This window comes from Streptomyces sp. NPDC006602, from assembly GCF_042870385.1.
GTDB lineage: Bacteria > Actinomycetota > Actinomycetes > Streptomycetales > Streptomycetaceae > Streptomyces.
The window spans coordinates 276,808-300,663 of record NZ_JBIAHG010000010.1; the positions used below are offsets into that span (position 1 = coordinate 276,808).

The window sequence follows — 23,856 nt, forward strand, 5'->3', positions numbered from 1 at the left end:
CCAAACCTGCTGTGGGTCCCCCCCGCCCCCCCCTCCGTGGCCGCCCCGGGCCCGGCGGAGCCCCCGGTCACACCGTGCCCTTTCGGCCGCTGCCGGGGGGGGGGGGGGGGGGGGCCGGCGCCCCCCACGCCCCTCAGTGCCACCGCGCCCAAGCGCTCTGCCCGCCGTCGACCACCAGATCGGTGCCCGTGACGTACCGCGCATCCGGTCCAGCGAGGAACGCCACCACGTCGGCGATCTCCGCCGGTGTCGCGGCGCGGCCGGCACCGCACGCGTCGAGCATCTTCCGCAGGTGCTCCCCGTACACCGAGTCGGCCTCGGCCGTCGTCATCGCCGTGGCGACGGCGCCCGGGCTGACCGTGTTCACCCTGGCGCCGCGCAGGTTCCAGGCGAGCGCGGCGGCCTGGACCCGTACCTGGACGGCACGATTGGAGAGTACGCGGGCACGGCGTCGTCCCCGGCCCTGGCGACGACGTCCAGCTCGAGGAGTTCCTCGGCGGGCGTCGTCGCCAGGGCGGACTCCTCCTCCTCGGAGAGGGTGGCGTAGTGGCCGGCGACGCCCGCGACGCACACCAGGGAGGTGCCCCGGGTGGCGACGGCCTCGAAGCAGTCGATCACATGGGCGGTGCCGACCATGTTGACCTCGAAGTTCGTCCGCGCGGAGGCGATCGCGGCGCAGACGCCCGCGGTGTGCGCGACGGCCGCCAACCGCCCCTCACCGGCGGCGGCCTCGGCGAGCTTCCGTACCGACGCGCGGTCGCACACGTCGATCACCATGCCGTGCGCCTCGTAGCCCTCGGCGCTCAACGCGGCGACGGTCCGGTCGAGTTGGCCGCGCGAGACGTCGGCGAGGAAGAGGGTGCGGCCGCTGCCGAGCCGACGCGCGACCGCCGTTCCGATGCCTCCGGCCCCGGTGACGACCACCACGTCACGGCGTGCGTCGTACGGAAGACCCACCATGGGACAACCTCCTTGTTGTCAGGCCCCGGTTGCCGGGACCTCCGTTCTCACGACCTCGCTCCAGGCCGCGCCCGCGGCGATCGCCCGCCGCCACGCCCGGATCGCCTTGGGAGGCATACCGACCGCCAGGGCGCCGCTCACCCGGTCGCCGGTGCGGTACACGGCGACGAACCGGCGCTCGGCCAGGTCCCCGTCCACCACGGCCACCTCGTCGTGGCCGCGCAGGAAGCCGTAGGCCTGGACCTTCATGTCGTACTGGTCGGACCAGAAGTACGGCACCGGCGCGAACGGCCTGCGGGCCTCGGGGCGGAGGAGGTTGCGGGCGGCGGCCATGCCCTGTTCGGCGGCGTTGGTGCGGTGCTCGACGCGCATCGAGGTGCCGAACAGCGGGTTGTACCAGCGGGCCACGTCACCGGCCGCGTACACTCCCCCGACCTTTGGCCGGGGGGACCCCCAGGCGGCCTCGCAGTACTCGTCGCAGACCACGCCGTCGCCCACGGGCAGTCCGCTGCCGTCGAGCCACTCGGTGTTCGGCAGCGAGCCGACAGCGACGAGCACCTCGTCTGCGTCGATCACCTCGCCGTCCGCGAGCCGCACGCCGTCCTCGGTCACCTCGGTGACGGTGACGCCGCAGCGCAGGTCCACGCCCCGCTCCACGTGGGCCCGGGACAGCACCTCGCCGACCTCCGTGCCGACGGCGTGGGCCAGCGGCACGGAGGCGGGTTCGAGGAGGGTCACGTGGGCGCCGAGGCGCCAGGCCACGGCGGCGGCCTCCGCGCCGAGGAAACCGGCACCCACGACGACCAGGCGCCGCCCCGGCGTGAGCCGTTCCCGCAGTGTCAGGGCGTCGTCCAGGGTGCGCAGCACGTGCGCGCCCTCGCCGGGCAGCCGGCGCGGCCGGACGCCGGTGGCCACGATGAGTCCGTCGTACGGCACCTCACAGCCGTCGGCCAACTCCACCGTGCGTTCAGTGAGTTCGAGTCCGGTCGCGGCCACGCCCAGCCGCAGGTCGAGGCCGAGCCCGGCCAGGTCGTCCGGGGTGCGCAGGGCCAGCCGGTCCGACTCCCACTCCGCGGCCAGCAGTTGCTTGGACAGGGGCGGGCGGTCGTACGGCGCCCGCGGTTCGTCGCCCACGAGGGTGAGCGTGCCGTCGTAGCCCTCGCGGCGGAGTGTCTCGACCGCCGCGAGTCCGGCGGCCGAGGCACCGACGACGACGATCCGCCTCACTGCTCGACCAGGCGGATGGCGGCGGCCGGGCAGATCGCCACGGCCTCGCGCACGTCGTCGAGGGAGTCCGCCGGGGGCTTCTCGTCCAGCAGGAAGGCGATGCCGTCCTCGTCCCGCTGGTCGAAGACCGCGGGGGCGGCCATCACGCACTGGCCCGACGCGACGCACTTCGGCTCGTCCAGTTCCACACGCATGATCTGTACCTCGTTCTTCTTTTTCCGTGGGGGGCTGTCCGTCGGCAGCGGGTTCACCAGGTGACGGGCAGTTCGTAGACGCCGTAGACCGAGCCGTCGTGCTTGAACGGCAACCCGTCGACCTCGGCGGCCAGGCGCAGGGTCGGGATGCGGCGGTAGAGGGTGCTGTAGACGACCTGGAGCTCCATGCGGGCCAGGGGCTGGCCGAGGCACTGGTGGACGCCGAAGCCGAAGGCGACGTGGCGGCGGGCGTCGCGGGTGATGTCCAGCCGGTCGGGGTCGGCGAAGGCGTCCGGGTCGCGGTTGGCGATGTCGTTGGGCATGATGACGCCCTCGCCGGCCCGGATCACCTGTCCGGCGATCTCGATGTCCTCCAGGACCGCCCGGCGCCGGCCGCCGTGCACGATGCTCAGGTAGCGCAGCAGCTCCTCCACCGCCGACGCGACGAGCTTGGGGTCCTCGGTGTCGCGCAACAGGGCGAATTGGTCCGGGTGTTCGAGGAGCGCGAGCGTGCCGAGGGCGATCATGTTGGCGGTGGTCTCGTGGCCGGCCAGGAGCAGCAGCACGCCGATCTGGGCGACGTCCTGCCGGGACAGCTCGCCCGACTCGACCCGCTCCACGAGCCCGGAGAGCAGGTCGTCGCCGGGATGGGCCAGCTTCTCGCCCATCAGCTCGTCGAGATAGCCGAGCAGCTTCCCGTGGGCGGCCATCCGGTCCTCGATGGCCGCTTCCCGCGTGATGAGGATCTTGCTGTTCTCCTGGAAGAAGTCGTGGTCCTCGTACGGCACTCCGAGCAGTCGGCAGATGACCAGCGAGGGCACCGGCAGGGCGAACGCCTGCACCAGGTCGACGGGGCCACCGACGGCGAGCATGTCGTCGATCAGGTCGTCCACGATCTTCTGCACACCGGGCCTGAGCGCCTCGACCCGTTTCACGGCGAACGGGGCCGTGACCATGCGGCGCAGGCGGGCGTGCTCCGGGTCGTCCATGAGAATGAAGCTGATGTTGTTCTTGCCGTTGCTGGGGGCCTGGAGCGGATATCCGGGGCGGGTGATGTCGGCGCTGACCCGGGGGTCGAGCAGCAGGGCGCGCTGGTCCTCGTAGCGGGTGACCAGCCAGGGTGTGCTGCCGTCCCAGAGCCGGACCCTGACGAGTCGGCCCTCGTCCTGCTGGGCCCGCAGGTTGGGGGGCGGGTCGAAGGGACAGCCCGCCGCCCTCGCCATCGGGAACTCGGGGACCGGCGCGGCCGCTTGCGGCGCGGAACCGGTCAGGGTGTCGGCCATGGTTCTCCTCGGGGTGGGGGGCTCCGCTCGGCGGGCGGAGCGCCGGGGTGAAGTGGTCGAGGCCTCGATGAGCACATGCAAACAGAGGGGGCTGACGCCTTCCCGTCAGTTTCCTGACAGAAAGCTGACGTGACCCAGATCACACACCGCGGGGTGATGGCCAACTCCCTTGTCTTATAAGTGAGTTACCAGACGTATCCGCCTCTCGGCCGCTTGCGTCAGGCCTCGGCGTCGGCACGCCCCAGCCAGTAGCCGAACCCCCGGCGCGTGTGAATCAGCACGGGAGCCTCCCGGTCCACCTTGCGCCGCAGCCGGGAGACAAGCTGCTCGATGGCGTTGTCGCCGCGGTGGTCGCCCCAGACATACCGGCCGATCTGCTCCTTGGACAGCACTCGGTGCGCGTTGACCAGGAGATGACGCAGCAGCCGGTATTCGGCAGGCGTGAGGTCGAGCGTCCGCGTACCGCGGCGCCCCTCGCACAGCGTGTCGTCCAGCACCAGGTCGCGGTAGCCGAGCGCGCCGTCCCGGGGCGGGCCCGGTCGCGCACCCCGCAGCAGGACCTGGACGCGGGCCAGGACCTCGGCCATCCGGAAGGGCTTGGTGACGTAGTCCCGCTCGCCGAGGCCCAGTTCGGGCACGAGCCGGTCCAGGGAGTCGTACGCGATCAGGACGAGCACCGGCGGGCGGTGGGCGAGGACGGGTCGGTCCCGGCCGAGGCTCTCCACGTCCGGCAGGGCGGCGTCCAGGACCACGAGGTCGCACCGGCCCTGGCCGAGCCACGCCAGCGCCTCGGTCGCGGTGTCGGCCAGGCTGATCCGGTAGCCCGCCAACTCAAGGGTGGTGGAGAGGAGTTCGGCGTCGTCCGGCTCACCGACGACGACCAGGAGATGCTGACCGGAGCCGCGGGCGAGCGCCGGTTTCTCACGGGTGCTGCCGTACATGCGGCTCACCCTACCGCTCTGCTTGCCTGACTCAATCAATTCAGGACAGCGGGCACCAAGGGACAGCACAGGACGGTCCGCACCGAGGCACGGCAGCGGTCAGGAACCCGACGTGACCGGCGCCGGCCACATGCCGACGACCGCGTCGACGAGGCCGGTGGCGGCGTCGTGCCCTCGGTGATCAGTTGTCGCGGGCCGTCTGTGTGCCCACTCCCCCGATTCCGAGCTGTGCGCAGGCCAGCAGGGCCACCTCGATGTCCAGGCGGTTCTCGGTGAGGGGGTGGCCGAGGATCTCCTCGGCCTTGCGTACGCGGTAGTGGACGGTGTTCTTGTGGACGTGCATGCGTGCGGCGGCGTCGGTGAAACTGCCCTGGGCGTCCAGGAACACCTGCACGGTCTCGCGCAGGCGGAGCGTGGCGTCGTCGCCGCGCATGAGGCCGCCGAGGACGCGTCCGGCCCACGTCCTGACCTCGGCGAGGTGATCGACGAGGAGGCCGGCGAGCGCGACCCGGGAGTGGAGGACGAGCGCGCGGTGCGGATCGGCCGCGGTGACGGCCACCGTGCGGGCGCGCTGCGCGTCCCGGAAGGTCTGCCGGAAGCCGTCGAGCCCGGGGGACGGGTCGTCGCCGACGGCGATCCGGAGTGCCGGGTGCTTGCCCAGTTCGTGTTCGAGCAGGGGGAGGTTGATGGTCGGCTTGGCGGTTGACGAGATCCAGGCCCAGTGCGTTCGCTCGTCCGCCGAGATCGTCAGTGGAGCCTTGCCGGTGGCCGCGGACAACATGGCTGCGCCGGCGCGCAGTTGGGACGCGTCCGGGTCGGGTGAACCGGGCTGCGTCCAGATGATCGCGGCGAGGTGCCAGCCGCGCAGGGACGTCGACAGCATCTTCTCGGCCGACGCGAGGTCGAGCCCCTCGGTGTCGAGCACGGCCCGGACCTGGGCGGCGCGGGCCGCGTCGGAACGGGCGTCCCACCGGCTGCGTTCGTCCTCGAAGATGGCGATGACGCCCTCGATGACCTGGTCGATGTACCGGTTCGTCAATCGCGCGATCTGGCTGGTCGCGGCCAGGGCGGCATCCGTGGGCAGGTCGAGACGGCCGAGGGTGGTCATGGCCCGCTGGACGAGCATGTGCTCGCCGAGGCGGTAGGCGCGCAGCAGTGCCTCCAGGGACAGGCCGTGCTGGGCGAAGCGGCGGGCGTACTGCGCGGCGGCCGGTGGGACGGTGATGTCGTCGAGGGAGATGTTCAGCGCCAGCATGTCGAAGATCGCCGCGAGGTTCGACGCGGTGCTGGCGACCATCAGCCGTCGTACGGCGTCGTCGTGGCGGAACTCGGGGATGAGTTCGACGAACATCGAGGTCATCTCGGCGGTGAGGTTCTCGAGATCGGCCTGGGTGCGCCTGGCGACGTCCCGCACGATCACGTCGACGTTGACATGGGCGGCGCTCATGGCCGGACCGTACCCGAGACGTCCGCCTCCCGCTTTGTGACGGCGGCACAAAAAGGTGGGTCCGGGCTGGGACGCGAGCCCATGGCCGGACGCGTATCCCCTGCCTACCTTTCAGTTATTGCGTTTGCCTATTACCTTCGTCGCGGCGCGACTCAATGGTGAGGAAATCGTGCAGCACATCGCCGAATTGCCGGACGTCCGGGCCGGCCGGAATCCCACCGGACCCTGTATCGCGGATGATCGTGAGCAGCTGGACAACGACGCTTTTCTGAAACGTGTCCGATCCGCGGCCGGTGTCCTCCGCGTTCACGGAATTGGCGTCGGCGATGTGGTGGCGGTCGCTTTGTCGAACCGTCTGGAACTCGTCGTCATCATGTTCGCGGCGTGGCGGCTGGGCGCCGCGGTCACGCCGGTGAATCCGGGGCTGACCGATGACGAGGCCCGCCATCAGATCGAGGACTCCGGAGCCAAGGTGGTGATCACCGACGCCCGCGGCACGGGAACCCTGGACGTGGCCGCGTTCGCCGGCACCGCTGCCCAGGCCCCCGACTCCGTCTCCCCCGCCTCCGACGCCCAGTCCCCCGACGCCATCTCCCCCGCCTCCGACGCCCTCGCCCTGATCATCTACACGAGCGGGACCACCGGCCGCCCGAAGGGCGTCATGCTCGACCACGCCAACATCGCCGCGATGTGCCGGATGATCGTCGACGGCATCGGTCTGGACGAGACCGACCACAGCCTGCTGGTTCTACCGTTGTTCCACGTCAACGGAATCGTGGTGAGCGTGCTGTCGCCCCTGCTGGCCGGTGGGCGGGCGACGATCGCGGGGCGCTTCCGGGCGTCGGACTTCTTCGCCTCGGTCGAGGCCGCGCGGCCGACGTACTTCTCGGCCGTACCGGCGATCTACGCCATGCTCGTCTCGCTGCCGGACGACGTACGCCCGGACACCTCGTCGCTGCGCCGGGCGATCTGCGGGGCCGCGCCGATGCCCGCCGAGCTGATCACCCGGTTCGAGAACCGGTTCGGGGTGCCGGTCGTCGAGGGCTACGGGCTGTCCGAGGGCACCTGCGCGTCGACGCTGAACCCACCCGCCGGGCCGCGCAAGCCGGGAACGGTCGGGCTCCCGCTGCCGGGGCAGACGGTCGCCGTGATGGACGCCGAGGGCCATCTCCTCGACGCCGGGTCGGTGGGCGAGGTGGTGGTCCGTGGCCCGAACGTCATGCGCGGCTATCTCGGGCTGCCGGACGAGACGGCCAGGACCGTCGTCGACGGCTGGCTGCACACCGGCGACGTCGGGCGCTTCGACACGGACGGCCATCTCGTTCTGGTCGACCGGATCAAGGACATGATCATCCGAGGCGGAGAGAACATCTACCCCAAGGAGATCGAGAACGTCCTGCACACCCACCCGGCGGTGCTGGAAGCTGCGGTGGTCGGCGCGCCCGAACCGGTGCTCGGCGAGGTGCCGGTCGCGTACGTCACGCTGCTGCCGGGTGCCGCCGCCACGGCCGAGGAGCTCGTGGTCCACTGCCGCGGCTCGCTGGCCCGCGTCAAGGTACCGGTGTCGGTGGTGGTCATCGAGTCGCTGCCGAAGAACCCGGTGGGGAAGATCGACAAACCCCGACTGCGCTCATTCGTCGTGAGCTCGTAAAGCAATCACCCAGCACCACCCCGCATTACCCCACATCATCCCGTAATACCCCACATCACCCGGGCATTTCTTGTGCATTCCGGGTGTGGATCAGCACGCCCGAAAACCGGTGCGAGAAAGGCGAGAACTATGGGGTTCAAAACAGGCGACTTCCCCCCGGTCGATCCGGACACATTCCTGGACAAGCCCCTTCAGGAACGCATGAAAACGTTGGCCCTGCACTGGGTGGAGTACGGTTTCGGCTCCCCGAAGATGATTCCGACCACGTACGTGGTCAAGGTCCTCTTCCTGTACGTCCTCGCCGGTACGGCCCTGGTGACCTGGACCTCGGACGCCGGACCTTTCTGGGACGTCGCCCACTGGTGGGACCAGCCGGCCGTCTACCAGAAGCTCCTGCTCTGGACGGTCTTCCTGGAGGCGCTGGGCGTGGCCGGCTCCTGGGGCCCGATCGCCGGCAAGTTCAAGCCGATGACCGGCGGCATCCTGTTCTGGGCCCGGCCCGGCACCATCCGGCTGCGTCCCTGGAAGCGGGTGCCGTTCACCGACGGCGACCGCCGCACGGTGGCCGATGTCGTCCTCTACCTGGCCTTCCTGGCGTCCCTGCTGACAGCGGTCGCGGTGCCCACCGACGGACTGGTGCGCCCGGCCCTGCTGATCGCGCCGATCGTGCTGTACGTCGCGTGCGGCCTGCGGGACAAGACGCTCTTCCTGGCCGCCCGCGGTGAGCAGTACCTGCCCGCACTTGCGTTCTTCGCCGTCCTGTCCCTCACCGACATGATCGTCGCGGCGAAGCTGCTGATCTGCGTGGTGTGGATCGGCGCCGGGGTGTCGAAGTTCGGCCTCCACTTCACCAACGTGGTGTCGCCGATGGTCTCCAACAGCCCTTGTGTCCCGTCGAAGCGGATCAAGCTCCTCCACTACCGCGACTTCCCCCATGACATCCGCCCGTCGAGGGTCGCGACCTTCATGGCGCACGTCGGTGGCACCACCGTGGAAATCATCACCCCGCTGGTGCTTCTCTTCTCCACGAACCACTGGCTGACCGTCGCCGGCGTGGCGCTGATGGTCGTCTTCCACCTCTTCATCGTCTCGACGTTCCCGCTGGCGGTGCCGCTGGAGTGGAACATCCTGTTCGCGTACCTGTCGGTCTTCCTGTTCCTCGGCTTCCCGGCCCAGGAGGGCTACGGCGTCGGCGACATGTCCTCGCCGTGGCTGACCGCCGGGATCGCCGCCGCACTTCTGCTCTTCCCCGTGCTGGGCAACTTGCGCCCGGACCTGGTGTCGTTCCTTCCCTCGATGCGCCAGTACGCGGGCAACTGGGCCTCCGCGCTGTGGGTCTTCGCGCCGGGCGCGGAGCAGAAGCTGAACTCGCTGCCGCACCGCCCGACCACCAACCAGGTCGACCAGCTCCAGACGATGGGCTACCCGTCGGCGGTCGCCGAGATCACCATGCAGCAGACGATCGCCTGGCGGTCCATGCACAGCCAGGGCCGCGGCCTGTTCTCCGTCCTCCTGAAGAACCTTCCCGACCTCGACCAACGGACCGTGCGCGAAGCCGAGTTCGCTTGCAACTCGCTGATCGGGTTCAACTTCGGCGACGGCCACCTGCACAACATCGACCTCGTCAACGCCGTGCAGTCCCGGGTCGGTTTCGCCCCGGGCGAGTGGATCGTCGTATGGGTGGAGTCGCAGGCCATTCACCGCAAGGTGCAGCACTACCAGGTGATCGACGCCGCGCTCGGGGTCGTCGAGCGGGGTACGTGGAAGGTCGCGGACGCGGTCAAGGAGCAGCCATGGCTGCCGAACGGCCCGATCCCGCTCGACGTGACCTGGACCCGCGAGCAGTCGTCGCCGGTGGTGGGGCAGGGCACGGTGGAAAGCTTGACGACATGAGTAAGGCAATCGTGGTCGGCGCCGGCCCCAACGGGCTGGCCGCCGCCATCGCCCTGGCCCGGGAGGGCGTACAGGTCACCGTCCTTGAGGCGGCCGACGAGATCGGGGGCGGCACCCGCTCCGGTGAGGCGATCCTTCCCGGGCTGCTCCACGACCACTGCTCGGCCGTCCACCCGATGGCCGTCGGCTCGCCGTTCCTGAGCGGGCTCGGCCTGGACCGCTACGGGCTGCGGTGGGCGCTGCCGGAGATCGACTGCGTACATCCCCTGGACAGCGGCACGGCAGGGGTGCTGCACCGCTCGGTCGCCGAGACCGCGGTCGGTCTCGGCGGCGACGGCCGACGCTGGCGGTGGCTGTTCGACGGCCCGTCGGCGGCATACGACACCTTCGGCGCGGACATCCTCGGCCCGTTGCTGCGCATCCCGCGGCACCCCGTCCGACTCGCCCGCTTCGGGGTCCCCGCGCTGGCTCCCGCGTCGCTGCTGGCGAAGGCGTTCGCGACCGAGGAGGCGCGGGCACTGTGGGGCGGGGTGGCGGCACACGCCTTCCACCCTCTCGACCGGCCACTGAGCGCCGCCGTCGGACTCGGCATCCTCACCGCGGGGCACCGGCACGGCTGGGCCGTGGCCGCCGGCGGATCACGCCGCATCACCGACGCCATGGCCGCGCTGCTGACCGACCTCGGCGGGAAGATCGAGACGGGCGTGCGGGTGCGGTCGGCCTCCGAACTGCCGCCCACGGACGTGACCCTCTGGGATGTGGCGCCCACCGCACTGGCCGACATCCTGGGTGACCGGCTGCCGCCCCGGGTCGCCCGTGCCTACCGGCGGTTCCGGTACGGCCCGGGGGCGTTCAAGGTCGACTTCGCGGTCGAGGGCGGAGTGCCCTGGACCGCCGAAGCGGCGCGGCGGGCCGGTACGGTGCACGTCGGCGGCACGTACGCCGAGATCGCGGCCACGGAGCGGGACATCCACGCCGGACGGATGCCGGATCGGCCGTTCGTCCTGGTCGGCCAGCAGTATCTGGCCGATCCTTCGCGGTCGGCCGGAGACGTGCACCCGGTGTGGAGCTACGCCCACGTACCGGCCGGCTGGTCCGGCGACGCCTCAGGAGCGATCACCGCGCAGATCGAGCGGTTCGCCCCGGGGTTCCGGGACCGGATCGTCGGTACCGCGGTGCGCACCACCCCCGGATTCGCCGCGTACAACCCGAACTACGTCGGCGGCAACATCATGACTGGCGCCAAAGACATCCCCCAGTTGCTGTTCGGCCCGCGGCCCACCCTGCACCCGTACGACACCGGTCTGCCCGGCCACTACCTGTGTTCCGCGGCCACCCCGCCCGGCCCCGGCGCACACGGAATGTGCGGAGCCCACGCCGCCGCACGAGCTCTGCGCCACCTTCAAGGGCGGACCTGGGGCCCTTGACGCCGAGGCGGGGGGCGGCACCGGGGGTGAAGAGGGAGCTGTTCCAGCGGGTGGTGCCAGAGGGCGCAGTCGCGGCCTCTGGGCGGTGGCCGACCTCGGCACGGTGACCGCGAAGTGCCGGCCCAGTCGTCTTCGTGGCGACCTCTGGCTGCACGGGGCAGCAGTTGCCCACCGCGTCGTTCGGGCCGTCCGGTGCGACGGCTCACCGACGGAGGGGCACTCCGACGAGGAACTCGGCGGGAAGCTCTTCGTCAGCCGCTGGCCGCACGCCCGTGCGCACCGGGCGATGACCGAGCCGGGCGCCCGCGACCGCCCCAACTCGTGGTCACGGCCCGCAAGTCGGGCCTGGTGCGGGCCCTGCCGCCGACCACCGGCCGCTGACGCCGGGCGGCGCCCGTTCAGGGGAAACCTGCCGGGAGGGCGCGTGGGGGTGGGCGCGCCGGTCGACAACTGACCCGTGAGCCTCCCGCTGATCCCTCCCATGCTCGCCACGCCCGGCACCCTGCCGCCCGCCGCGCAGGACGCGCGGTGGGCGTACGAGACCAAACAGGACGGCCAGCGGGTGGTGGTCTATCTCGCCGGGGACGACAGCGTGGTGCTGCGCGCCCGCTCCGGTGAGGTCGTCACCGTCGCCTACCCCGAGCTGCTGCCGCTGGGCCACGCGCTCGGCGCCACCCCGGCCGTGCTGGACGGGGAGGTCCTGGCACTGGACGAACAGGGCCGCGCGGACTTCCAGTTGCTCCAGTCCCGCATGGGCCTGGTGCAGGCACCCGGCAGGGCGGCGCGCCGGGCGGCGGAGGTACCCGTCCACCTGGTGCTGTTCGACGTCATGCACCTGGCAGGGCGTTCCCTCATCTCCCTCCCCTACGTCCGGCGGCGGGCGACGTTGGAAGAGCTGGGACTGGCCGGACCCTACTGGTCGACTCCGGGCGCGCTCGTCGGCCACGGCGAAGAGGCGCTGCGGGCCACCCTCGAGCACGGCTTGGAGGGCCTGGTCTGCAAGCGGCTGGACTCGGCGTACGAGCCCGGTGTCCGCTCGCGTGCCTGGATCAAGATCCGCAACATGCGCAGTGAGGACGTCGTCGTGGGTGGCTGGCTGCCCGGCAAGGGACGGCTCACCGGTCTGCCCGGCGCCGTCCTGGTGGGCCAGCGCGCCGCCGGGCGGCTGCGGTACGTCGGCGGGGTGGGCACCGGCTGGAGCGAGGCGGAGCGGGAGGAACTCGCCACGCTGCTGCGGACCGCCGAGACGGACGTGTGCCCCTTCGACCCGGTGCCGCGGGTAGCGGGCGCCCACTGGGTGCTGCCCCGGCTGGTCGGCGAGGTCCGCTACAGCACGCGCACCCGGGCCGGGATACTGCGCCAGCCGTCCTGGCTGCGGCTGCGGCCGGACCTCGCGCCCGAGGAGTCGGCGGCCGACCTGCCGGACGACATGGTGTGACATTCCGGGTCTGACATTCCGTCAAGATCCGAACTGTTGGTGCGGCGGCAACCAGAGAGTCGCCTGCGACCTCTTGGCGCGGACATGAAAAGCGGGGAAGCTGAACTGCCCTTACCCCCACAGCCGTTGGGCTGCGCCCGGACCAGAGGAGGACGCAGTGTCGTCACCGTCGTTCAAGGCACACCGCAGGAGATGGCTCACCGGCCTGGCCGGCGCCGCCGCTCTCGTCGTCGCCTTCCCCACCGCCGCCTTCGCGGCCCCGCCGGCGGCGTTGCCCGCCAACGCCGAAGCAGTCGAGAAGACGTACCAGCCGGCCTTCGACTACGACACGGACGGCTGCTACTCCACTCCCGCCATCGGCCCCGACGGCACGGTCAACGGCGGCCTCAACCCGACCGGCGCCCTCAACGGCAGCTGCCGCGACGCCTCCGACCTCGACAACACCAACAGCTACTCGCGCTACAAGTGCAACAACGGCTGGTGCGCCTACATGTACGGCCTGTACTTCGAGAAGGACCAGGCCGTCGCCGGCAGCAGCCTGGGCGGGCACCGCCACGACTGGGAGCATGTCGTGGTGTGGGTGCAGAACAACCAGGTCCAGTACGTCTCGACCTCCAACCACGGCTCCTTCACGGTGACCGCGGCGTCCGGGGTCCGCTTCGACGGCACGCACGCGAAGATCGTCTACCACAAGGACGGCGTCAGCACGCACTGCTTCCGGCTCGCGAACTCGGGTGACGAGCCGCCGGAGAACCACAAGGGCACCTGGCAGTATCCGCCCTTGGTCGGCTGGAACGGCTACCCGTCGGGCCTGCGCGACAAGTTGAGCGCCTACGACTTCGGCAGCGCCAACTTCGGCCTCAAGGACGGCAACTTCAACGCCCACCTGTCCTCGGCCAAGCCGTCCGGGATCACTTTCGACCCGAACGCCTGACCGCCCGAGACGTCCGCCGGCCCGGCGCCGCCCGCACTCGGCACGCCGGGCCGGCCGATCCGGGGGCGTGCGGAGTCGGGCGGTACGGCACGGACGGACCCCCGTGAGGGTTTATCGTGGCCGCATGTCGGTGCCCGAACTGATCCGTATCGTCTCCCGCGACTCGCCCATGGCGCTCGCCCAGGTGGAGCGTGTCCGCGCCGAGTTGGCGGCCTTGTATCCCGGGGTGCGCACCGCGGTGGTGCCGGTGAAGACGACCGGTGACAAGTGGATGGGAGACCTGTCCAAGGTCGAGGGCAAGGGGGCGTTCACCAAGGAGGTGGATGCCGCGCTGCTGGCCGGTGAGGCGGATCTCGCGGTGCACTGCGTCAAGGATGTGCCCGCCGACCGGCCACTCCCGGCGGGCACGACGTTCGCCGCGTTCCTGAAGCGGGACGACATCCGCGACGCCCTCGTCCACCCAGGCGGTCTCACCCTGGACGAGCTCCCGGACGGAACCCGGATCGGCACCTCGTCGGTGCGCCGGGTCGCGCAGCTGGCGGCCACCCATCCGCAGCTGGACTGCGTGCCGTTCCGCGGCAACGCCAACCGGCGGCTGGCGAAGCTGGCGGCCGGCGAGGCGGACGCCTTGCTGCTCGCGGTGTCCGGCCTGGAGCGCATCGACCGGCGGGACGTGATCAGCGAGGTCCTCTCCCCCGAGACGATGATGCCGCCGATCGGCGCGGGCATCCTCGCCCTGCAGTGCCGGGAGGGCGACAGCGAGCTCATCGACGCGGTCAGCGGGCTCGGCGATCCGGACACGCATCGGGAGGCGACCGCGGAGCGCATGTTCCTGCACGTCCTGCAGGGGCACTGCAACAGCCCGATCGCCGGGTACGCGCGCGTGGACCGCAGTGGCGAGCTGTCCCTGCGGGCCTGTGTGTTCACTCCGGACGGCAAGACCCGGCTGAACGCCCACGAGTGGGCGGGCCGCCTCGACCCGGCGACGCTCGGCACCTCGGTCGCCGTGGCCCTGCTGCGTCAGGGCGCCCGCGAGATCATCGACGGCATCCCGCACTGATCAGCGGCGGTCCGCGTCAGGCAGTGCCCTCTTCGGCCTGGTCGCGCAGGAAGTTGCTCACCTGGCAGGCGACCCCGTCACGCACCGCACCGGAGCCGGCCGCCTGCTCGTGCAGTCCGATGCCGCCCGCCCACAACCGGCGCTCGGCCCACTCGTCGTCGGCCCGCAGCTGCACCTGGACGTCCACCTGGCTCAAAGACGCCTCCGGGCCGGCCGCGTACAGCACGGCCGTCGCCCGCCGCAGCGGGTAGACGTCGAAGCCCTCGATGAACTGCGAATTGCGCCAGTCGATGAACGCGCTCTCCCCGTCGGGGCCGATGCGCACATCGATCTGACCGTCCTCCAGGTGGACGGTGGCGTGCCGGCTGCCGCGGTTCTCGACGGTGACGCGGACCCGGAAATACGTCAGCCCCTCGGCGGCGTCGTCCCGTCCCCGCGGCGGCTCGGCCGCTTCCAGGCGGTGGACGCGGACACGCAGACCGGCATGCTCGTCGTACTCCTGCCAGTCCCCGACCACATTCGGCTCGTACACAATCCACCTCTCGACCTCAGAGAGCTGCTTCTTATCTGTGTGCTCCGCGCACTGTCAAATGAGCAGAATGCGCTGTGGCCAGCGAATTCGTCCCCTTGATCGCTGATCAAGCCGTGCGCAGGAAGAATTCGCCGACCGGTCGGACGGCCGGATTCGCGCGCGTGCCGCACATCACTTTCCGGACGCGTCGGTCAGCGGGCCAGCCGACCGAGCAGGGAGGAGGCCGCGGTGATGCCGAGCGCGGCGGCGACGATCAGCACCGCGAAGTCGAGCGCCAGGTGCGCGGGCGTGCCCAGGAGGAGCCCGCGCAGGGCGTCGACCTGGTAGCTCAGCGGGTTGACCTTGCTGACCGCCTGGAGCCAGCCCGGCATCACGGACAGCGGGTAGAGGGCGTTGGAGCCGAAGAACAGCGGCATGGTGATCGCCTGCCCGAAGCCCATCAGCCGGTCGCGGCTGAGGACGATGCCGGCGATGGTCATCGACAGGCAGGAGAAGAAGGCGGACCCGAGGACGACCACCGCCGCGACGCCGAGCAGCTTGATCGGGTTCCAGGTGAGCGCCACGCCGAGCAGGGCGGCGATGACGATGACGACGACGGCCTGGATCAATGACTTCACGCCGGCCGCGAACGCCTTGCCGGTGATCAGCGCCGAGCGCGGGGTCGGTGTGACGAGGAGCTTGTTCAGGATGCCGGCGTCCCTCTCCCAGATGATCTGGATGCCGTAGAAGATGGCGATGAACATCGCGGACTGGGCGATGATGCCGGGCGCGAGGTAGTCGATGTAGGGGACGCCGGGGGTGGGGATCGCCTTGATGCGGGTGAAGGTCTGACCGAAGATCAGCAGCCACAGGGCCGGCTGGACCGCGCGGGTGTACAGCTCGGTGCGGTCGTGGCGCAGCTTCTGCAGTTCGACGGCGCACATCGCCACGATCCGGGTGGGCAGCAGCCGCCAGCCCGCGCGGGGCTCGGGCGGGCTCAGCAGCAGGCTGATGCCCTTGTCGCGGGCGCGGTCAGCCGACGCGGCCTGCGGTGCGGCGGGTGCTTCGGACATCGCGGAACTCTCCTGACTGGTCGTCGAGACCACTGCCGGCGACGTCACGGAAGACGTCCTCCAGGGTGGGCAGCGGGTCCGTTGCCTTGGCGCCCCGGCGCTCACCGAGTCCCCGCCGCAGTTCGACGGGGGTGCCGAGGGCCCGGATACGGCCCCGGTGCATCAGGCCGACCCGGTCGCAGTAGTGGTCGGCCTCGTCCATGTAGTGCGTGGTCACCAGCACCGTCATACCGGTGGCCGCGCGGACGGCGTTGATGTGCTCCCACACGTCGGTGCGGGCGATCGGGTCGAGGCCGATGGTCGGTTCGTCGAGGATCAGCAGCCTGGGCGCGCTGACCAGCGCTTGGGCGAGTTCGAGGCGGCGGATCATGCCGCCGGAGTAGGTGCCGGCGAGCCGGTCGGCGGCCTCCGTGAGATCGACGGCGGCCAGGGCCTGCGCGACGCGCTCGGCGCGCTCGCGGCGGGGCACGTCGAAGACCCGGGCGAAGAGGGCGATGTTCTCCCGGCCGGTGAGGCCCGCGTCGGCGGACAGCTGCTGCGGCACATAGCCCAGCAGGCGTCGTACGGCCATGGCCTCCTTGGCGGCGTCGCGGCCGAAGACGTGGACCATCCCGGCGGGGACGGGCAGCAGGGTGGTGATGCAACGAATGGCGGTGGTCTTGCCGGCGCCGTTGGGTCCGAGCAGCCCGAAGACCTCGCCCTGCGCCACCGACAGGTCGAGCCCGTCCACCGCGTTGGCCTGGCCGAAGGAGTAGGTGAGCCCCGTGCAGGCGACGGCCCCTCGATCGTCCCGCGTCATGACTCCTCGGCCTCCTCGTGCAGATTGACGGCGAGCTTGCGCAGGGCCGGGATCGCGGCGTGCAGCGCGTCCCGGTCCGCGGCGTCGAGCCGGGACACCTGGCGTCGTACGAGGTCGGCGCGGCGTTTGCGCCACTCGCTCAGCCGGGCCTCGGCCGCGGGCGTGGGCAGCAGTCGCGCGGCCCGCCGGTCGGCAGGGTCCGTCTCGCGCTCCAGATAGCCCTGCCGGGACAGCTGGTTGACCAGCGTCGAGACCGAGTTGCTCGCCAGCCAGAGCTCCTTGGCGGCGTCCGAGATCCCGATGCCGGGCCGGTCCACGACGAGCCGCAGCAACTCCACCTCGGCGCCGCGCAGCCGGGGATCGGGCATGTCCCGGCGCAGGCGGCGCCGGATCAGCCGCTGGACGCCGACGAGCGCGTCGGCGAGCTCCTCGGGGAAGGTCTCTGGTTCCACACCACGAGATTACCTCTGTAACAGAGATAACGGACCCCAAGGGTTGGTCAAGAGGCGCACAGGCGGGACGAGGCCGCCCGCCGCCGCCACCGGCCTCGGCGGCCGCGATATCACCCAGCGGATTCCCCAGATTTCAGAACGTGCCGCCACGTGCCACTCCGGCTGTAATTCTGGTGCATTTTCAACGTTCCAGAATCACGCGGTCGCACGCCGTCATCGTATTCGCGGACGTATTCACGGAATTGTTTCGGCGCCACCTGCCGCGGGAATGCGCAATTCAGTGCTTCGGACAGGAGGCACGTCGTGGGAGCGGGCCCGCCGACCCGCGGTGTCCTCCGCCAGGTCCGAGTCCGCGCCCCCCCGGTTCTGTCCCACCAGCACCTGCTGAGGGAGGCGCGCACCATGCCTGTCACTGGCAGAACGAAGCCGCACCCGCACGACGACGCCCCCGACACCGCCGCCGAGTTCGCACGGCTGGCGCGCCTGCCCGCCGGCCCGGCCCGCAAGGCGCTCCGCGACGAGCTGGTCGAGACCTGGCTGCCGATGGCCGAGCGGATCGCCGTCCGCTTCCGGGGGCGCGGGGAATCCCTGGAGGATCTCTACCAGGTGGCCGCCCTCGGCCTCGTCAAGGCCGTAGACCACTACGACCCGGCACGCGGCTGCGCCTTCGAGGCGTACGCCGTGCCGACCGTCACCGGCGAGATCAAGCGGCACTTCAGGGACCACATGTGGACGCTGCACGTTCCGCGCCGCGTCCAGGACCTGCGCAACCGGGTGCGTCAGGCCACGAAGGAGCTGTCGCAGACGACTGCGGGCCGGGCGCCCACGCTCGCCGAGATCGCGGAGTTCGCGCGCATGACGGAGGACGAGGCGCGCACCGGGACGGAGGCCCTGGAGTGCTTCACCGCGCTGTCGCTGGAGGCCGAGATGCCCGGCACCGAGGGGTACGCCCTGGGTGACGCGATCGGCGGCCCGGACCCGGCCTTCGACACCGTCGTCGACAGGGTGGCCGTCCGGCCGTGCCTCGAGGCGCTCCCCGAGCGCGAGCGGACCATCCTCTACATGCGCTTCTTCCGGGGCATGACCCAAAGCCACATCGCCGAACAGCTCGGCATCTCCCAGATGCACGTCTCCCGGCTGCTCAGCAGCTGCTTCGACCGGCTGCGCGAGGAGATCCTCACCGAGGCCAAGTGAGCCGCCGTGTGAGCCGCCGCCGTCACTCCGGCGGTATCCCCGGAATCTGCGTGGGGCCGTAGCGGTCGAGGGCATCCTCCAGCTCGGCGCGGATTTCCGGGGGCATCTGCCCGGCCCGGCCCCACAGGAGGATCAGTTCGGCGACATTGCGCAGCTTGATGTTGGTGTGCTGGGAAACGTCCTTCAGTATTTCCCACCCCTGGTCGGGCGTGACTCTGCCGAGCGCGACGACCATGCCGATCGCCTGGTCGACGACGGCGTGCGAGGCCACAGCCTCTTTGAGCTGGTCGATCTCTTCCTGCAGCTCGAAGATGCGGTCCGACTGGTCGGCGGGTTCGTCCGGTACAGCTGACACGCTTCCATCCTGTCACTCGTCCGGCCCCGCGCCACCGGACGGGACGCGGCCAGGCCACCGTTTCGGTGCCGCCACCGGGGTACTCGGCAGGCGCCCCGAGCGGTTCCGGTCGGACACTGGGACGAGAGCTGTGGCCCCCGGCCGACGAGAGCAGGACACGAACGCCATGAACCACGATGTGAGACCACCCAGCGCCACCAAGAACGTGCTGTCCACGCATTCCGTGTTCGGCGCGCCCTGCTGGGTGAGCCTGACCAGCCACGACCAGGAGACCACCGAGGAGTTCTACTCGGCCGTGCTGGGCTGGGAGTGGCAGCAGTTGAAGCTCGGCGACCGCTTCCGGGTCGCACTGGCGGACGGCACACCGGTGGCCGGGATCGCCGCGGTGGCCTCCATGTGGCACATGGCGGTGGCCTGGACGCCGTACTTCGCCGTGCCCAGCGCGGACGAGGCGGCGGCGCGGGCCCAGGAGCGCGGCGGTACGGCGGCGGTGGGGCCGTTGTCGTTCCCGCCCGGGCGGGCGGCGCTGCTCGCCGACCGGGACGGCGCGACCTTCGGGATCTGGGAGGGTGAGCTCGTCGCGAACTGGGAGAGCTGGCGCGAGGCACAGCCCGCGTTCATCAAGCTCCACACGCGCGACGCCTTCGACGCCGCCATCTTCTACGGCGAGGTCCTCGACTGGGCGTCGGACCGTCCCGGCTGCTGCGAGGTCCAGTACGAGGGCGGCGAGGTCGTGCTGCGCAGCCGGGGCGCCGTGGTGGCGCGCATCGAGTCGGGTGCGCTCGGGTCCGCTCCCGATCCCACGATCCGGCCGCACTGGCAGGTCCACTTCACGGTCGCGGACGTGGCGACCTGTGTGCGGGCCGCGGAGGTGCACGGCGGCAGCGTCCTGTCGAAGGGCAGCGAGGAGGCCGTCCTGCGCGACCCCGACGGCGCGCAGTTCACGGTGACCTCGCGACGCGAACGCTGACGGGCGCGGGATCGCGGCCCCGGGTGGATGGCCCAGGGCCACTCCTGCCCGCGGGGCGTCACCGGGGCTTGCGCGAGGGCCTCGACAGCAGGACGAGGCTGCGCGCCTCGACCGTCAGTTTCGTGCCCGCCTTGTGCTCGGCCTCGTCGGCGCCCTGCGGCTCGGCGGTGTCGATCAGGGTCGTCCAGCGTTCGCCGTAGGTGACGTCCGGCAGGAGGAAGTCCACCGGCTCCCAGTAGCCGTTGAGCAGGAGCAGGAAGGAGTCGTCCACCACGGGCCGGCCGCACGGGTCGGGCTCGGCGATGGCGTCGCCGTTGAGGAAGACGCCGACGGAGTGGGCGTCGGAGCGCTGCCAGTCCTCGTCCGTCATCTCGCGTGCGTCCGGCAGCAGCCACACCAGGTCGGGCAGCGGCTGGCCCGCGTGCGTCACGGTCTCCCCGCGGAAGAAGCGGCGCCGGCGCAGCACGGGGTGGCCGGCACGCAGACCGATGACGTACCGAGTGAAGTCGTTCAGGGCTTCCTGGTCCTCGGTCAGCCGCCAGTCGATCCAGGAGACTTCGTTGTCCTGGCAGTAGGCGTTGTTGTTACCGCCCTGGGTGCGCCCCAGTTCGTCGCCGTGGCACAGCATCGGGATGCCCTGCGAGAGCAGCAGCGTGGCCAGGAAGTTGCGCTGCTGACGGGCGCGCAGGTCGAGGACGGCCGGGTCGTCGGTCTCGCCCTCGGCACCGCAGTTCCACGAGCGATTGGTGCTCTCGCCGTCCTGGTTGTCCTCGCCGTTGGCCTCGTTGTGCTTGTCGTTGTACGAGACGAGGTCGCGCAGGGTGAACCCGTCGTGCGCGGTGACGAAGTTGACGCTGGCGCGCGGGCGGCGCCGGCTGTGCTGGTACAGGTCTGCGGAACCGGTCAGCCGGGAGGCGAACTCGCCCAGCGTGTGCGGCTGGCCGCGCCAGAAGTCCCGCACGCAGTCCCGGTACTTGCCGTTCCACTCCGACCACAGGGGCGGGAAGTTGCCCACCTGGTAGCCGCCTTCCCCCACGTCCCAAGGCTCGGCGATGAGTTTGACGCGGCTGATCACCGGGTCCTGCTGGATCAGGTCGAAGAACGCCGACAGCCGGTCCACCTCGTGGAACTGCCGGGCGAGCGTGGCCGCGAGGTCGAAGCGGAAGCCGTCGACGTGCATCTCCGTCACCCAGTACCGCAGCGAGTCCATGATCAGCTGGAGTACGTAGGGATGCCGCATCAGCAGGCTGTTGCCGGTGCCGGTGGTGTCGTAGTAGTGGCCCCAGTCGCCGTCCACGAGGCGGTAGTACGAGGCGTTGTCGATGCCGCGGAAGGAAAGGGTCGGGCCCTTCTCGTTGCCTTCTGCGGTGTGGTTGTAGACGACGTCCAGGATCACTTCGAGGCCGGCCGCGTGCAGCGCCTTGACCATCTGCTTGAACTCGGTGACCTGCTGGCCACGAGTGCCGTGGGCGGCGTAGGCGTTGTGGGGCGCCAAGAAGCCGATGGTGTTGTAGCCCCAGTAGTTGGACAGGCCGCGGTCGGTGAGCACGCCGTCCTGCACGAACTGGTGCACCGGCATCAGCTCGACGGCCGTCACGCCGAGCGAGGTCAGGTGCTCGACGACCGCCGGGTGCGCGAGACCCGCATAGGTGCCGCGGAGTTCGGGCGGGACGTCGGGGTGGGTGCGGGTGAGTCCCCGTACGTGCGCCTCGTAGATCACACTGTCGGCGTAGGACCGCCCGATCGGCTGGTCGTCGCCCCAGTCGAAGGCCGGGTCGGTGACCACGCCGAGCATGGTGTGTCCGGCGCTGTCGGCCGGGGACGGGCCGTCCGCCTTCCGCTCGAAGAGCGAGGCGTGGTTGTCGACCTGCCCGTCCACCGCCCGGGCGTACGGGTCCAGGAGCAGCTTGGCCGGATTGCACCGGTGGCCGAGGGCCGGCTGCCAGGGGCCGTGCACCCGGAAGCCGTATCGCTGTCCTGGCCCGATACCGGGCAGGTAGCAGTGCCACACGAAGCCGTCGACCTCGTTCATCGAGACGGCGAGGTGCTGGTCGTGGTCGTCGACGAGGACCAGCTCGACCCTTTCGGCGACCTCGCTGAACAGGGCGAAGTTGGTGCCCTTCCCGTCGTGGGTGGCGCCCAACGGGTAGGGGCGCCCGCTCCACACGGGCACCCCTTTCCGCTGCGGTCGGCGCGCGATCACCGCGCGTCCTCCAGAACGCCGTCCGGCGTGCTCGCGGGTCCGGCCAGGGCCGCGACGGGCACCTCGCGGGGCACCTGGAGCACCTCGGGCAGGCTGGGCCACGGCGTCGTGGGGACGAGCGGGACCCGCTCGCCGGCGCGGGCGCGCTGCGAGAACCAGATGACCTTGCTGCCGGTGTCGGTGGCGCAGCAGCCCCAGCCGTCACTCATCGCGGCGATGCTCTCCAGACAGCCGCGCAGGTCCTGGTCCGGGCGCAGGTCGCAGTCGTTCTCACCGATGGCGGTGATGAGGTGCTGGCCGTTCCACCACAGCTCGATCGACGTGTTCTTGTCCGTGGCGTGCTCGTCGATGGCCTTCAGCAGCATCTCGGTACCGCGGCAGACGGGCTCGACCAGGATGTCCAGATCCCAGTAACGGAGGTGAGCGGCCAGGATGCGCCTGACCTGTCCGACCCGTTCCGGGCTGACCTCCACGTCGAGGTGGTAGTAGCAGGGCGATGCGGTCTTCATCGTCGTTCGCTCCTCACCGGCGAAGCTCTCGCTTCCCCTCACCCCCTGCGGGACCCGGGGTCCCGAACACGAAGCGTGAGCACTGATCGCTTCTGAGTCACCTCAAGAGTGGGTCCGGTACGCCATTCGTGCAACACGAGTGGTCCGGTGGGGTGTCGGGGGTCGCTGACACCCATGAGGTGGTTGAAGCTCCAACAAGACGCTGAGTCGTTGCGCGTGCACCATGTGTGAAGACCTCGATGCCCGCAACGGATCCGAGCGCGCCCGCGCATGGCCACCGCCCGACGGTCGGGAGACGCGCCATCGAGCCCCTGGAAGGTGAACGGCACCATGCTGCTGCCGGCCAAAGCCGAAGTGGCCCGCCATCTGCGGCGGTACCGGGCGTGGGAGCGCATGATGCTCGCGGCCCCCACCGACCGCGGGGTTCGGGCCATTTTCGAGGACTCGGGTTACACCCTGTGTGTGCTGATGGGGAAGCGCTGCGCGCGCGAGGCCGCGGACGCCGCCGAACGCTATCTGCGGGCCTCTCTGGCCGCCTACCTCCGGGAGGAGACCGAGCGGCCCGGTACCCGCGCCCGGGACAGACGGGGCCCGCCGGCCGCCGACCGGCGTTCCCCCGCGGGGAGGTAGAGACCTTCCGGCGCAGCTTGGATCCCCGGCCGGGCCACGAGCCCGGCCTTCGAGCACGACGGAGGTGCATCCCATGAGTTCGAACCAGGTCATCGGCCGCATTCCGGTGCGGGACGTCAGGCCGGCCGTGGAGTGCGGCAGGCGTCCGGCGAAGGCCGTCGTGGGCGAGACGTTCGAGGTCACCGCGACCGTGTTCCGCGAGGGGCACGACGCGGTCGCCTGCAACGTCGTCCTGACGGATCCGGAGGGCAGGCACGGCCCCTGGACGCCGATGCGGGAGCTGGCCCCCGGCACGGACCGCTGGGGGGCCGAGGTCACTCCCGACGTCGAGGGCCGCTGGACGTACCGCGTCGAGGCGTGGAGCGACCCGCTGGCCACCTGGCGCCGCACGGCCGGCATCAAGGTCCCGGCCGGCATCGACACCGGGCTGGTCCTGGAGGAGGGCGCCGACCTGCACGAGCGGGCGGCGGCCGGGGTGCCGCAGGGCCCGGAGCGTACGGCGGTACTGGCGGCCGCGGAGACCTTGCGCGACGACATCCTGCCGGTCGCGACGCGGTTGGCTGCCGCGTTGACGCCGGAGGTGGACGCGGTCCTGGCCCGGTATCCGCTTCGGGAGCTGGTGACGGCGTCGCGGACGCTGCCGCTGCTGGTGGAGCGGGAGCGGGCGCTGTACGGCTCGTGGTACGAGTTCTTCCCGCGTTCGGA

General features: G+C 70.9%; 25 protein-coding genes and 1 pseudogene. 11 read left to right on the forward strand and 15 right to left on the reverse strand.

Features of this window, described 5'->3' with window-relative positions:
- Positions 1–133: 133 nt before the first annotated feature.
- The 8 genes from ACFYO2_RS25790 to ACFYO2_RS25825 all read right to left on the reverse strand — a co-directional run bounded on the left by ACFYO2_RS25790 (position 134) and on the right by ACFYO2_RS25825 (position 6,362).
- Entirely contained in the window at positions 134–367 is a 234-nt protein-coding gene (locus ACFYO2_RS25790) for an SDR family oxidoreductase (protein WP_388353449.1), read from the reverse strand.
- Positions 364–960 carry an SDR family NAD(P)-dependent oxidoreductase gene (locus ACFYO2_RS25795; protein WP_388353452.1) on the reverse strand — a complete coding sequence of 199 codons (597 nt, stop codon included), beginning with the start codon at positions 958–960 and terminating at the stop codon, positions 364–366. The genes ACFYO2_RS25790 and ACFYO2_RS25795 overlap by 4 nt, the downstream gene beginning before the upstream one ends.
- 18 nt (positions 961–978) lie before the next feature.
- On the reverse strand, positions 979–2,187 hold the full coding sequence (locus ACFYO2_RS25800; RefSeq protein ID WP_388353455.1) for an NAD(P)/FAD-dependent oxidoreductase: 1,209 nt from the start codon (positions 2,185–2,187) through the stop codon (positions 979–981).
- Complete coding sequence (locus ACFYO2_RS25805; RefSeq protein WP_388353458.1) at positions 2,184–2,381, reverse strand: ferredoxin; 198 nt, start codon at positions 2,379–2,381, stop codon at positions 2,184–2,186. Before ACFYO2_RS25805 ends, ACFYO2_RS25800 begins: the two co-directional genes overlap by 4 nt.
- Before the next feature lie 53 nt (positions 2,382–2,434).
- The gene (locus ACFYO2_RS25810) at positions 2,435–3,664 is read right to left on the reverse strand and encodes a cytochrome P450 (protein WP_388353461.1); all 1,230 of its coding nucleotides are present in this window, start codon (positions 3,662–3,664) and stop codon (positions 2,435–2,437) included.
- A 218-nt stretch (positions 3,665–3,882) separates the two neighbouring features.
- Positions 3,883–4,605 carry a response regulator transcription factor gene (locus ACFYO2_RS25815; RefSeq protein WP_388353464.1) on the reverse strand — a complete coding sequence of 241 codons (723 nt, stop codon included), beginning with the start codon at positions 4,603–4,605 and terminating at the stop codon, positions 3,883–3,885.
- Between the two features lie 181 nt (positions 4,606–4,786).
- Positions 4,787–6,052, reverse strand: coding sequence for a helix-turn-helix domain-containing protein (locus ACFYO2_RS25820; protein ID WP_388353467.1), 1,266 nt, complete (start codon positions 6,050–6,052; stop codon positions 4,787–4,789).
- Between the two features lie 115 nt (positions 6,053–6,167).
- Entirely contained in the window at positions 6,168–6,362 is a 195-nt protein-coding gene (locus ACFYO2_RS25825) for a hypothetical protein (RefSeq protein WP_388353542.1), read from the reverse strand.
- On the opposite strand from ACFYO2_RS25825, the gene ACFYO2_RS25830 reads away from it, so the two are divergent.
- From ACFYO2_RS25830 to hemC, 7 genes and pseudogenes are all read left to right on the forward strand, one after another.
- Entirely contained in the window at positions 6,282–7,703 is a 1,422-nt protein-coding gene (locus ACFYO2_RS25830) for a class I adenylate-forming enzyme family protein (RefSeq protein WP_388353536.1), read from the forward strand. The two genes, ACFYO2_RS25825 and ACFYO2_RS25830, sit on opposite strands and share 81 nt — an antisense overlap.
- Before the next feature lie 129 nt (positions 7,704–7,832).
- Positions 7,833–9,596 carry a DUF3556 domain-containing protein gene (locus tag ACFYO2_RS25835; RefSeq protein ID WP_388353470.1) on the forward strand — a complete coding sequence of 588 codons (1,764 nt, stop codon included), beginning with the start codon at positions 7,833–7,835 and terminating at the stop codon, positions 9,594–9,596.
- Positions 9,593–11,023, forward strand: a complete 1,431-nt coding sequence (locus ACFYO2_RS25840) for a phytoene desaturase family protein (protein ID WP_388353472.1) — start codon at positions 9,593–9,595, stop codon at positions 11,021–11,023. Before ACFYO2_RS25835 ends, ACFYO2_RS25840 begins: the two co-directional genes overlap by 4 nt.
- Positions 11,020–11,235, forward strand: a pseudogene (locus ACFYO2_RS25845) (hypothetical protein); the annotation flags it as partial. The gene ACFYO2_RS25840 and the pseudogene ACFYO2_RS25845, both read left to right, overlap by 4 nt.
- A gap of 245 nt (positions 11,236–11,480) precedes the next feature.
- Positions 11,481–12,461 carry an ATP-dependent DNA ligase gene (locus ACFYO2_RS25850; protein ID WP_388353475.1) on the forward strand — a complete coding sequence of 327 codons (981 nt, stop codon included), beginning with the start codon at positions 11,481–11,483 and terminating at the stop codon, positions 12,459–12,461.
- 157 nt (positions 12,462–12,618) lie between these two features.
- Positions 12,619–13,395 carry an NPP1 family protein gene (locus ACFYO2_RS25855; protein WP_388353478.1) on the forward strand — a complete coding sequence of 259 codons (777 nt, stop codon included), beginning with the start codon at positions 12,619–12,621 and terminating at the stop codon, positions 13,393–13,395.
- 124 nt (positions 13,396–13,519) lie between these two features.
- Complete coding sequence (gene hemC / locus ACFYO2_RS25860) at positions 13,520–14,455, forward strand: hydroxymethylbilane synthase (RefSeq protein WP_388353481.1); 936 nt, start codon at positions 13,520–13,522, stop codon at positions 14,453–14,455.
- A gap of 16 nt (positions 14,456–14,471) precedes the next feature.
- Here hemC and ACFYO2_RS25865 read toward each other — a convergent pair whose 3' ends face one another.
- The 4 genes from ACFYO2_RS25865 to ACFYO2_RS25880 form a co-directional block, all read right to left on the reverse strand.
- Positions 14,472–14,987, reverse strand: coding sequence for a hypothetical protein (locus ACFYO2_RS25865; protein WP_388353484.1), 516 nt, complete (start codon positions 14,985–14,987; stop codon positions 14,472–14,474).
- 191 nt (positions 14,988–15,178) lie between these two features.
- A complete protein-coding gene (locus ACFYO2_RS25870) occupies positions 15,179–16,039 on the reverse strand; it encodes an ABC transporter permease (RefSeq protein WP_388353487.1) in 861 nt (286 codons plus the stop codon).
- On the reverse strand, positions 15,999–16,838 hold the full coding sequence (locus ACFYO2_RS25875; protein ID WP_388353490.1) for an ABC transporter ATP-binding protein: 840 nt from the start codon (positions 16,836–16,838) through the stop codon (positions 15,999–16,001). Before ACFYO2_RS25875 ends, ACFYO2_RS25870 begins: the two co-directional genes overlap by 41 nt.
- Entirely contained in the window at positions 16,835–17,290 is a 456-nt protein-coding gene (locus ACFYO2_RS25880) for a MarR family winged helix-turn-helix transcriptional regulator (RefSeq protein ID WP_388353493.1), read from the reverse strand. The genes ACFYO2_RS25875 and ACFYO2_RS25880 overlap by 4 nt, the downstream gene beginning before the upstream one ends.
- A 402-nt stretch (positions 17,291–17,692) precedes the next feature.
- On the opposite strand from ACFYO2_RS25880, the gene ACFYO2_RS25885 reads away from it, so the two are divergent.
- On the forward strand, positions 17,693–18,484 hold the full coding sequence (locus ACFYO2_RS25885) for an RNA polymerase sigma factor SigF (protein WP_388353496.1): 792 nt from the start codon (positions 17,693–17,695) through the stop codon (positions 18,482–18,484).
- Between the two features lie 22 nt (positions 18,485–18,506).
- On the opposite strand, the gene ACFYO2_RS25890 is transcribed toward ACFYO2_RS25885, so the two are convergent.
- Positions 18,507–18,839, reverse strand: coding sequence for an ANTAR domain-containing protein (locus ACFYO2_RS25890; protein WP_388353499.1), 333 nt, complete (start codon positions 18,837–18,839; stop codon positions 18,507–18,509).
- Positions 18,840–19,005: 166 nt separating this feature from the next.
- Here ACFYO2_RS25890 and ACFYO2_RS25895 point away from each other — a divergent pair, with 166 nt between their 5' ends.
- Positions 19,006–19,809: a VOC family protein gene (locus ACFYO2_RS25895; protein ID WP_388353502.1), complete on the forward strand. Its 804-nt coding sequence runs from the start codon at positions 19,006–19,008 to the stop codon at positions 19,807–19,809.
- A gap of 58 nt (positions 19,810–19,867) precedes the next feature.
- Here ACFYO2_RS25895 and glgX read toward each other — a convergent pair whose 3' ends face one another.
- Together glgX and ACFYO2_RS25905 are read right to left on the reverse strand one after the other, a co-directional pair.
- The gene (gene glgX / locus ACFYO2_RS25900) at positions 19,868–22,009 is read right to left on the reverse strand and encodes a glycogen debranching protein GlgX (protein WP_388353539.1); all 2,142 of its coding nucleotides are present in this window, start codon (positions 22,007–22,009) and stop codon (positions 19,868–19,870) included.
- A complete protein-coding gene (locus ACFYO2_RS25905) occupies positions 22,009–22,521 on the reverse strand; it encodes a pep a2 (RefSeq protein WP_388353504.1) in 513 nt (170 codons plus the stop codon). The genes glgX and ACFYO2_RS25905 overlap by 1 nt, the downstream gene beginning before the upstream one ends.
- 330 nt (positions 22,522–22,851) lie before the next feature.
- Here ACFYO2_RS25905 and ACFYO2_RS25910 point away from each other — a divergent pair, with 330 nt between their 5' ends.
- Positions 22,852–23,151 carry a DUF5133 domain-containing protein gene (locus ACFYO2_RS25910; protein ID WP_388353506.1) on the forward strand — a complete coding sequence of 100 codons (300 nt, stop codon included), beginning with the start codon at positions 22,852–22,854 and terminating at the stop codon, positions 23,149–23,151.
- Between the two features lie 73 nt (positions 23,152–23,224).
- A partial coding sequence (locus ACFYO2_RS25915) for a maltotransferase domain-containing protein (RefSeq protein ID WP_388353509.1) occupies positions 23,225–23,856 on the forward strand: 632 nt, incomplete at its 3' end.

Bases quoted from the DNA above. Each gene is read 5' to 3' on its own strand.
- ACFYO2_RS25835 (WP_388353470.1), top strand. From the start codon at position 7,833: ATGGGGTTCAAAACAGGCGACTTCCCCCCGGTCGATCCGGACACATTC.
- ACFYO2_RS25910 (WP_388353506.1), top strand. From the start codon at position 22,852: ATGCTGCTGCCGGCCAAAGCCGAAGTGGCCCGCCATCTGCGGCGGTAC.
- ACFYO2_RS25895 (WP_388353502.1), top strand. From the start codon at position 19,006: ATGAACCACGATGTGAGACCACCCAGCGCCACCAAGAACGTGCTGTCC.
- ACFYO2_RS25815 (WP_388353464.1), bottom strand. From the start codon at position 4,605: ATGTACGGCAGCACCCGTGAGAAACCGGCGCTCGCCCGCGGCTCCGGT.
- ACFYO2_RS25795 (WP_388353452.1), bottom strand. From the start codon at position 960: ATGGTGGGTCTTCCGTACGACGCACGCCGTGACGTGGTGGTCGTCACC.
- ACFYO2_RS25810 (WP_388353461.1), bottom strand. From the start codon at position 3,664: ATGGCCGACACCCTGACCGGTTCCGCGCCGCAAGCGGCCGCGCCGGTC.
- ACFYO2_RS25820 (WP_388353467.1), bottom strand. From the start codon at position 6,052: ATGAGCGCCGCCCATGTCAACGTCGACGTGATCGTGCGGGACGTCGCC.
- ACFYO2_RS25870 (WP_388353487.1), bottom strand. From the start codon at position 16,039: ATGTCCGAAGCACCCGCCGCACCGCAGGCCGCGTCGGCTGACCGCGCC.
- ACFYO2_RS25885 (WP_388353496.1), top strand. From the start codon at position 17,693: ATGCCTGTCACTGGCAGAACGAAGCCGCACCCGCACGACGACGCCCCC.
- ACFYO2_RS25905 (WP_388353504.1), bottom strand. From the start codon at position 22,521: ATGAAGACCGCATCGCCCTGCTACTACCACCTCGACGTGGAGGTCAGC.
- ACFYO2_RS25840 (WP_388353472.1), top strand. From the start codon at position 9,593: ATGAGTAAGGCAATCGTGGTCGGCGCCGGCCCCAACGGGCTGGCCGCC.
- hemC (WP_388353481.1), top strand. From the start codon at position 13,520: ATGTCGGTGCCCGAACTGATCCGTATCGTCTCCCGCGACTCGCCCATG.
- ACFYO2_RS25805 (WP_388353458.1), bottom strand. From the start codon at position 2,381: ATGCGTGTGGAACTGGACGAGCCGAAGTGCGTCGCGTCGGGCCAGTGC.
- ACFYO2_RS25875 (WP_388353490.1), bottom strand. From the start codon at position 16,838: ATGACGCGGGACGATCGAGGGGCCGTCGCCTGCACGGGGCTCACCTAC.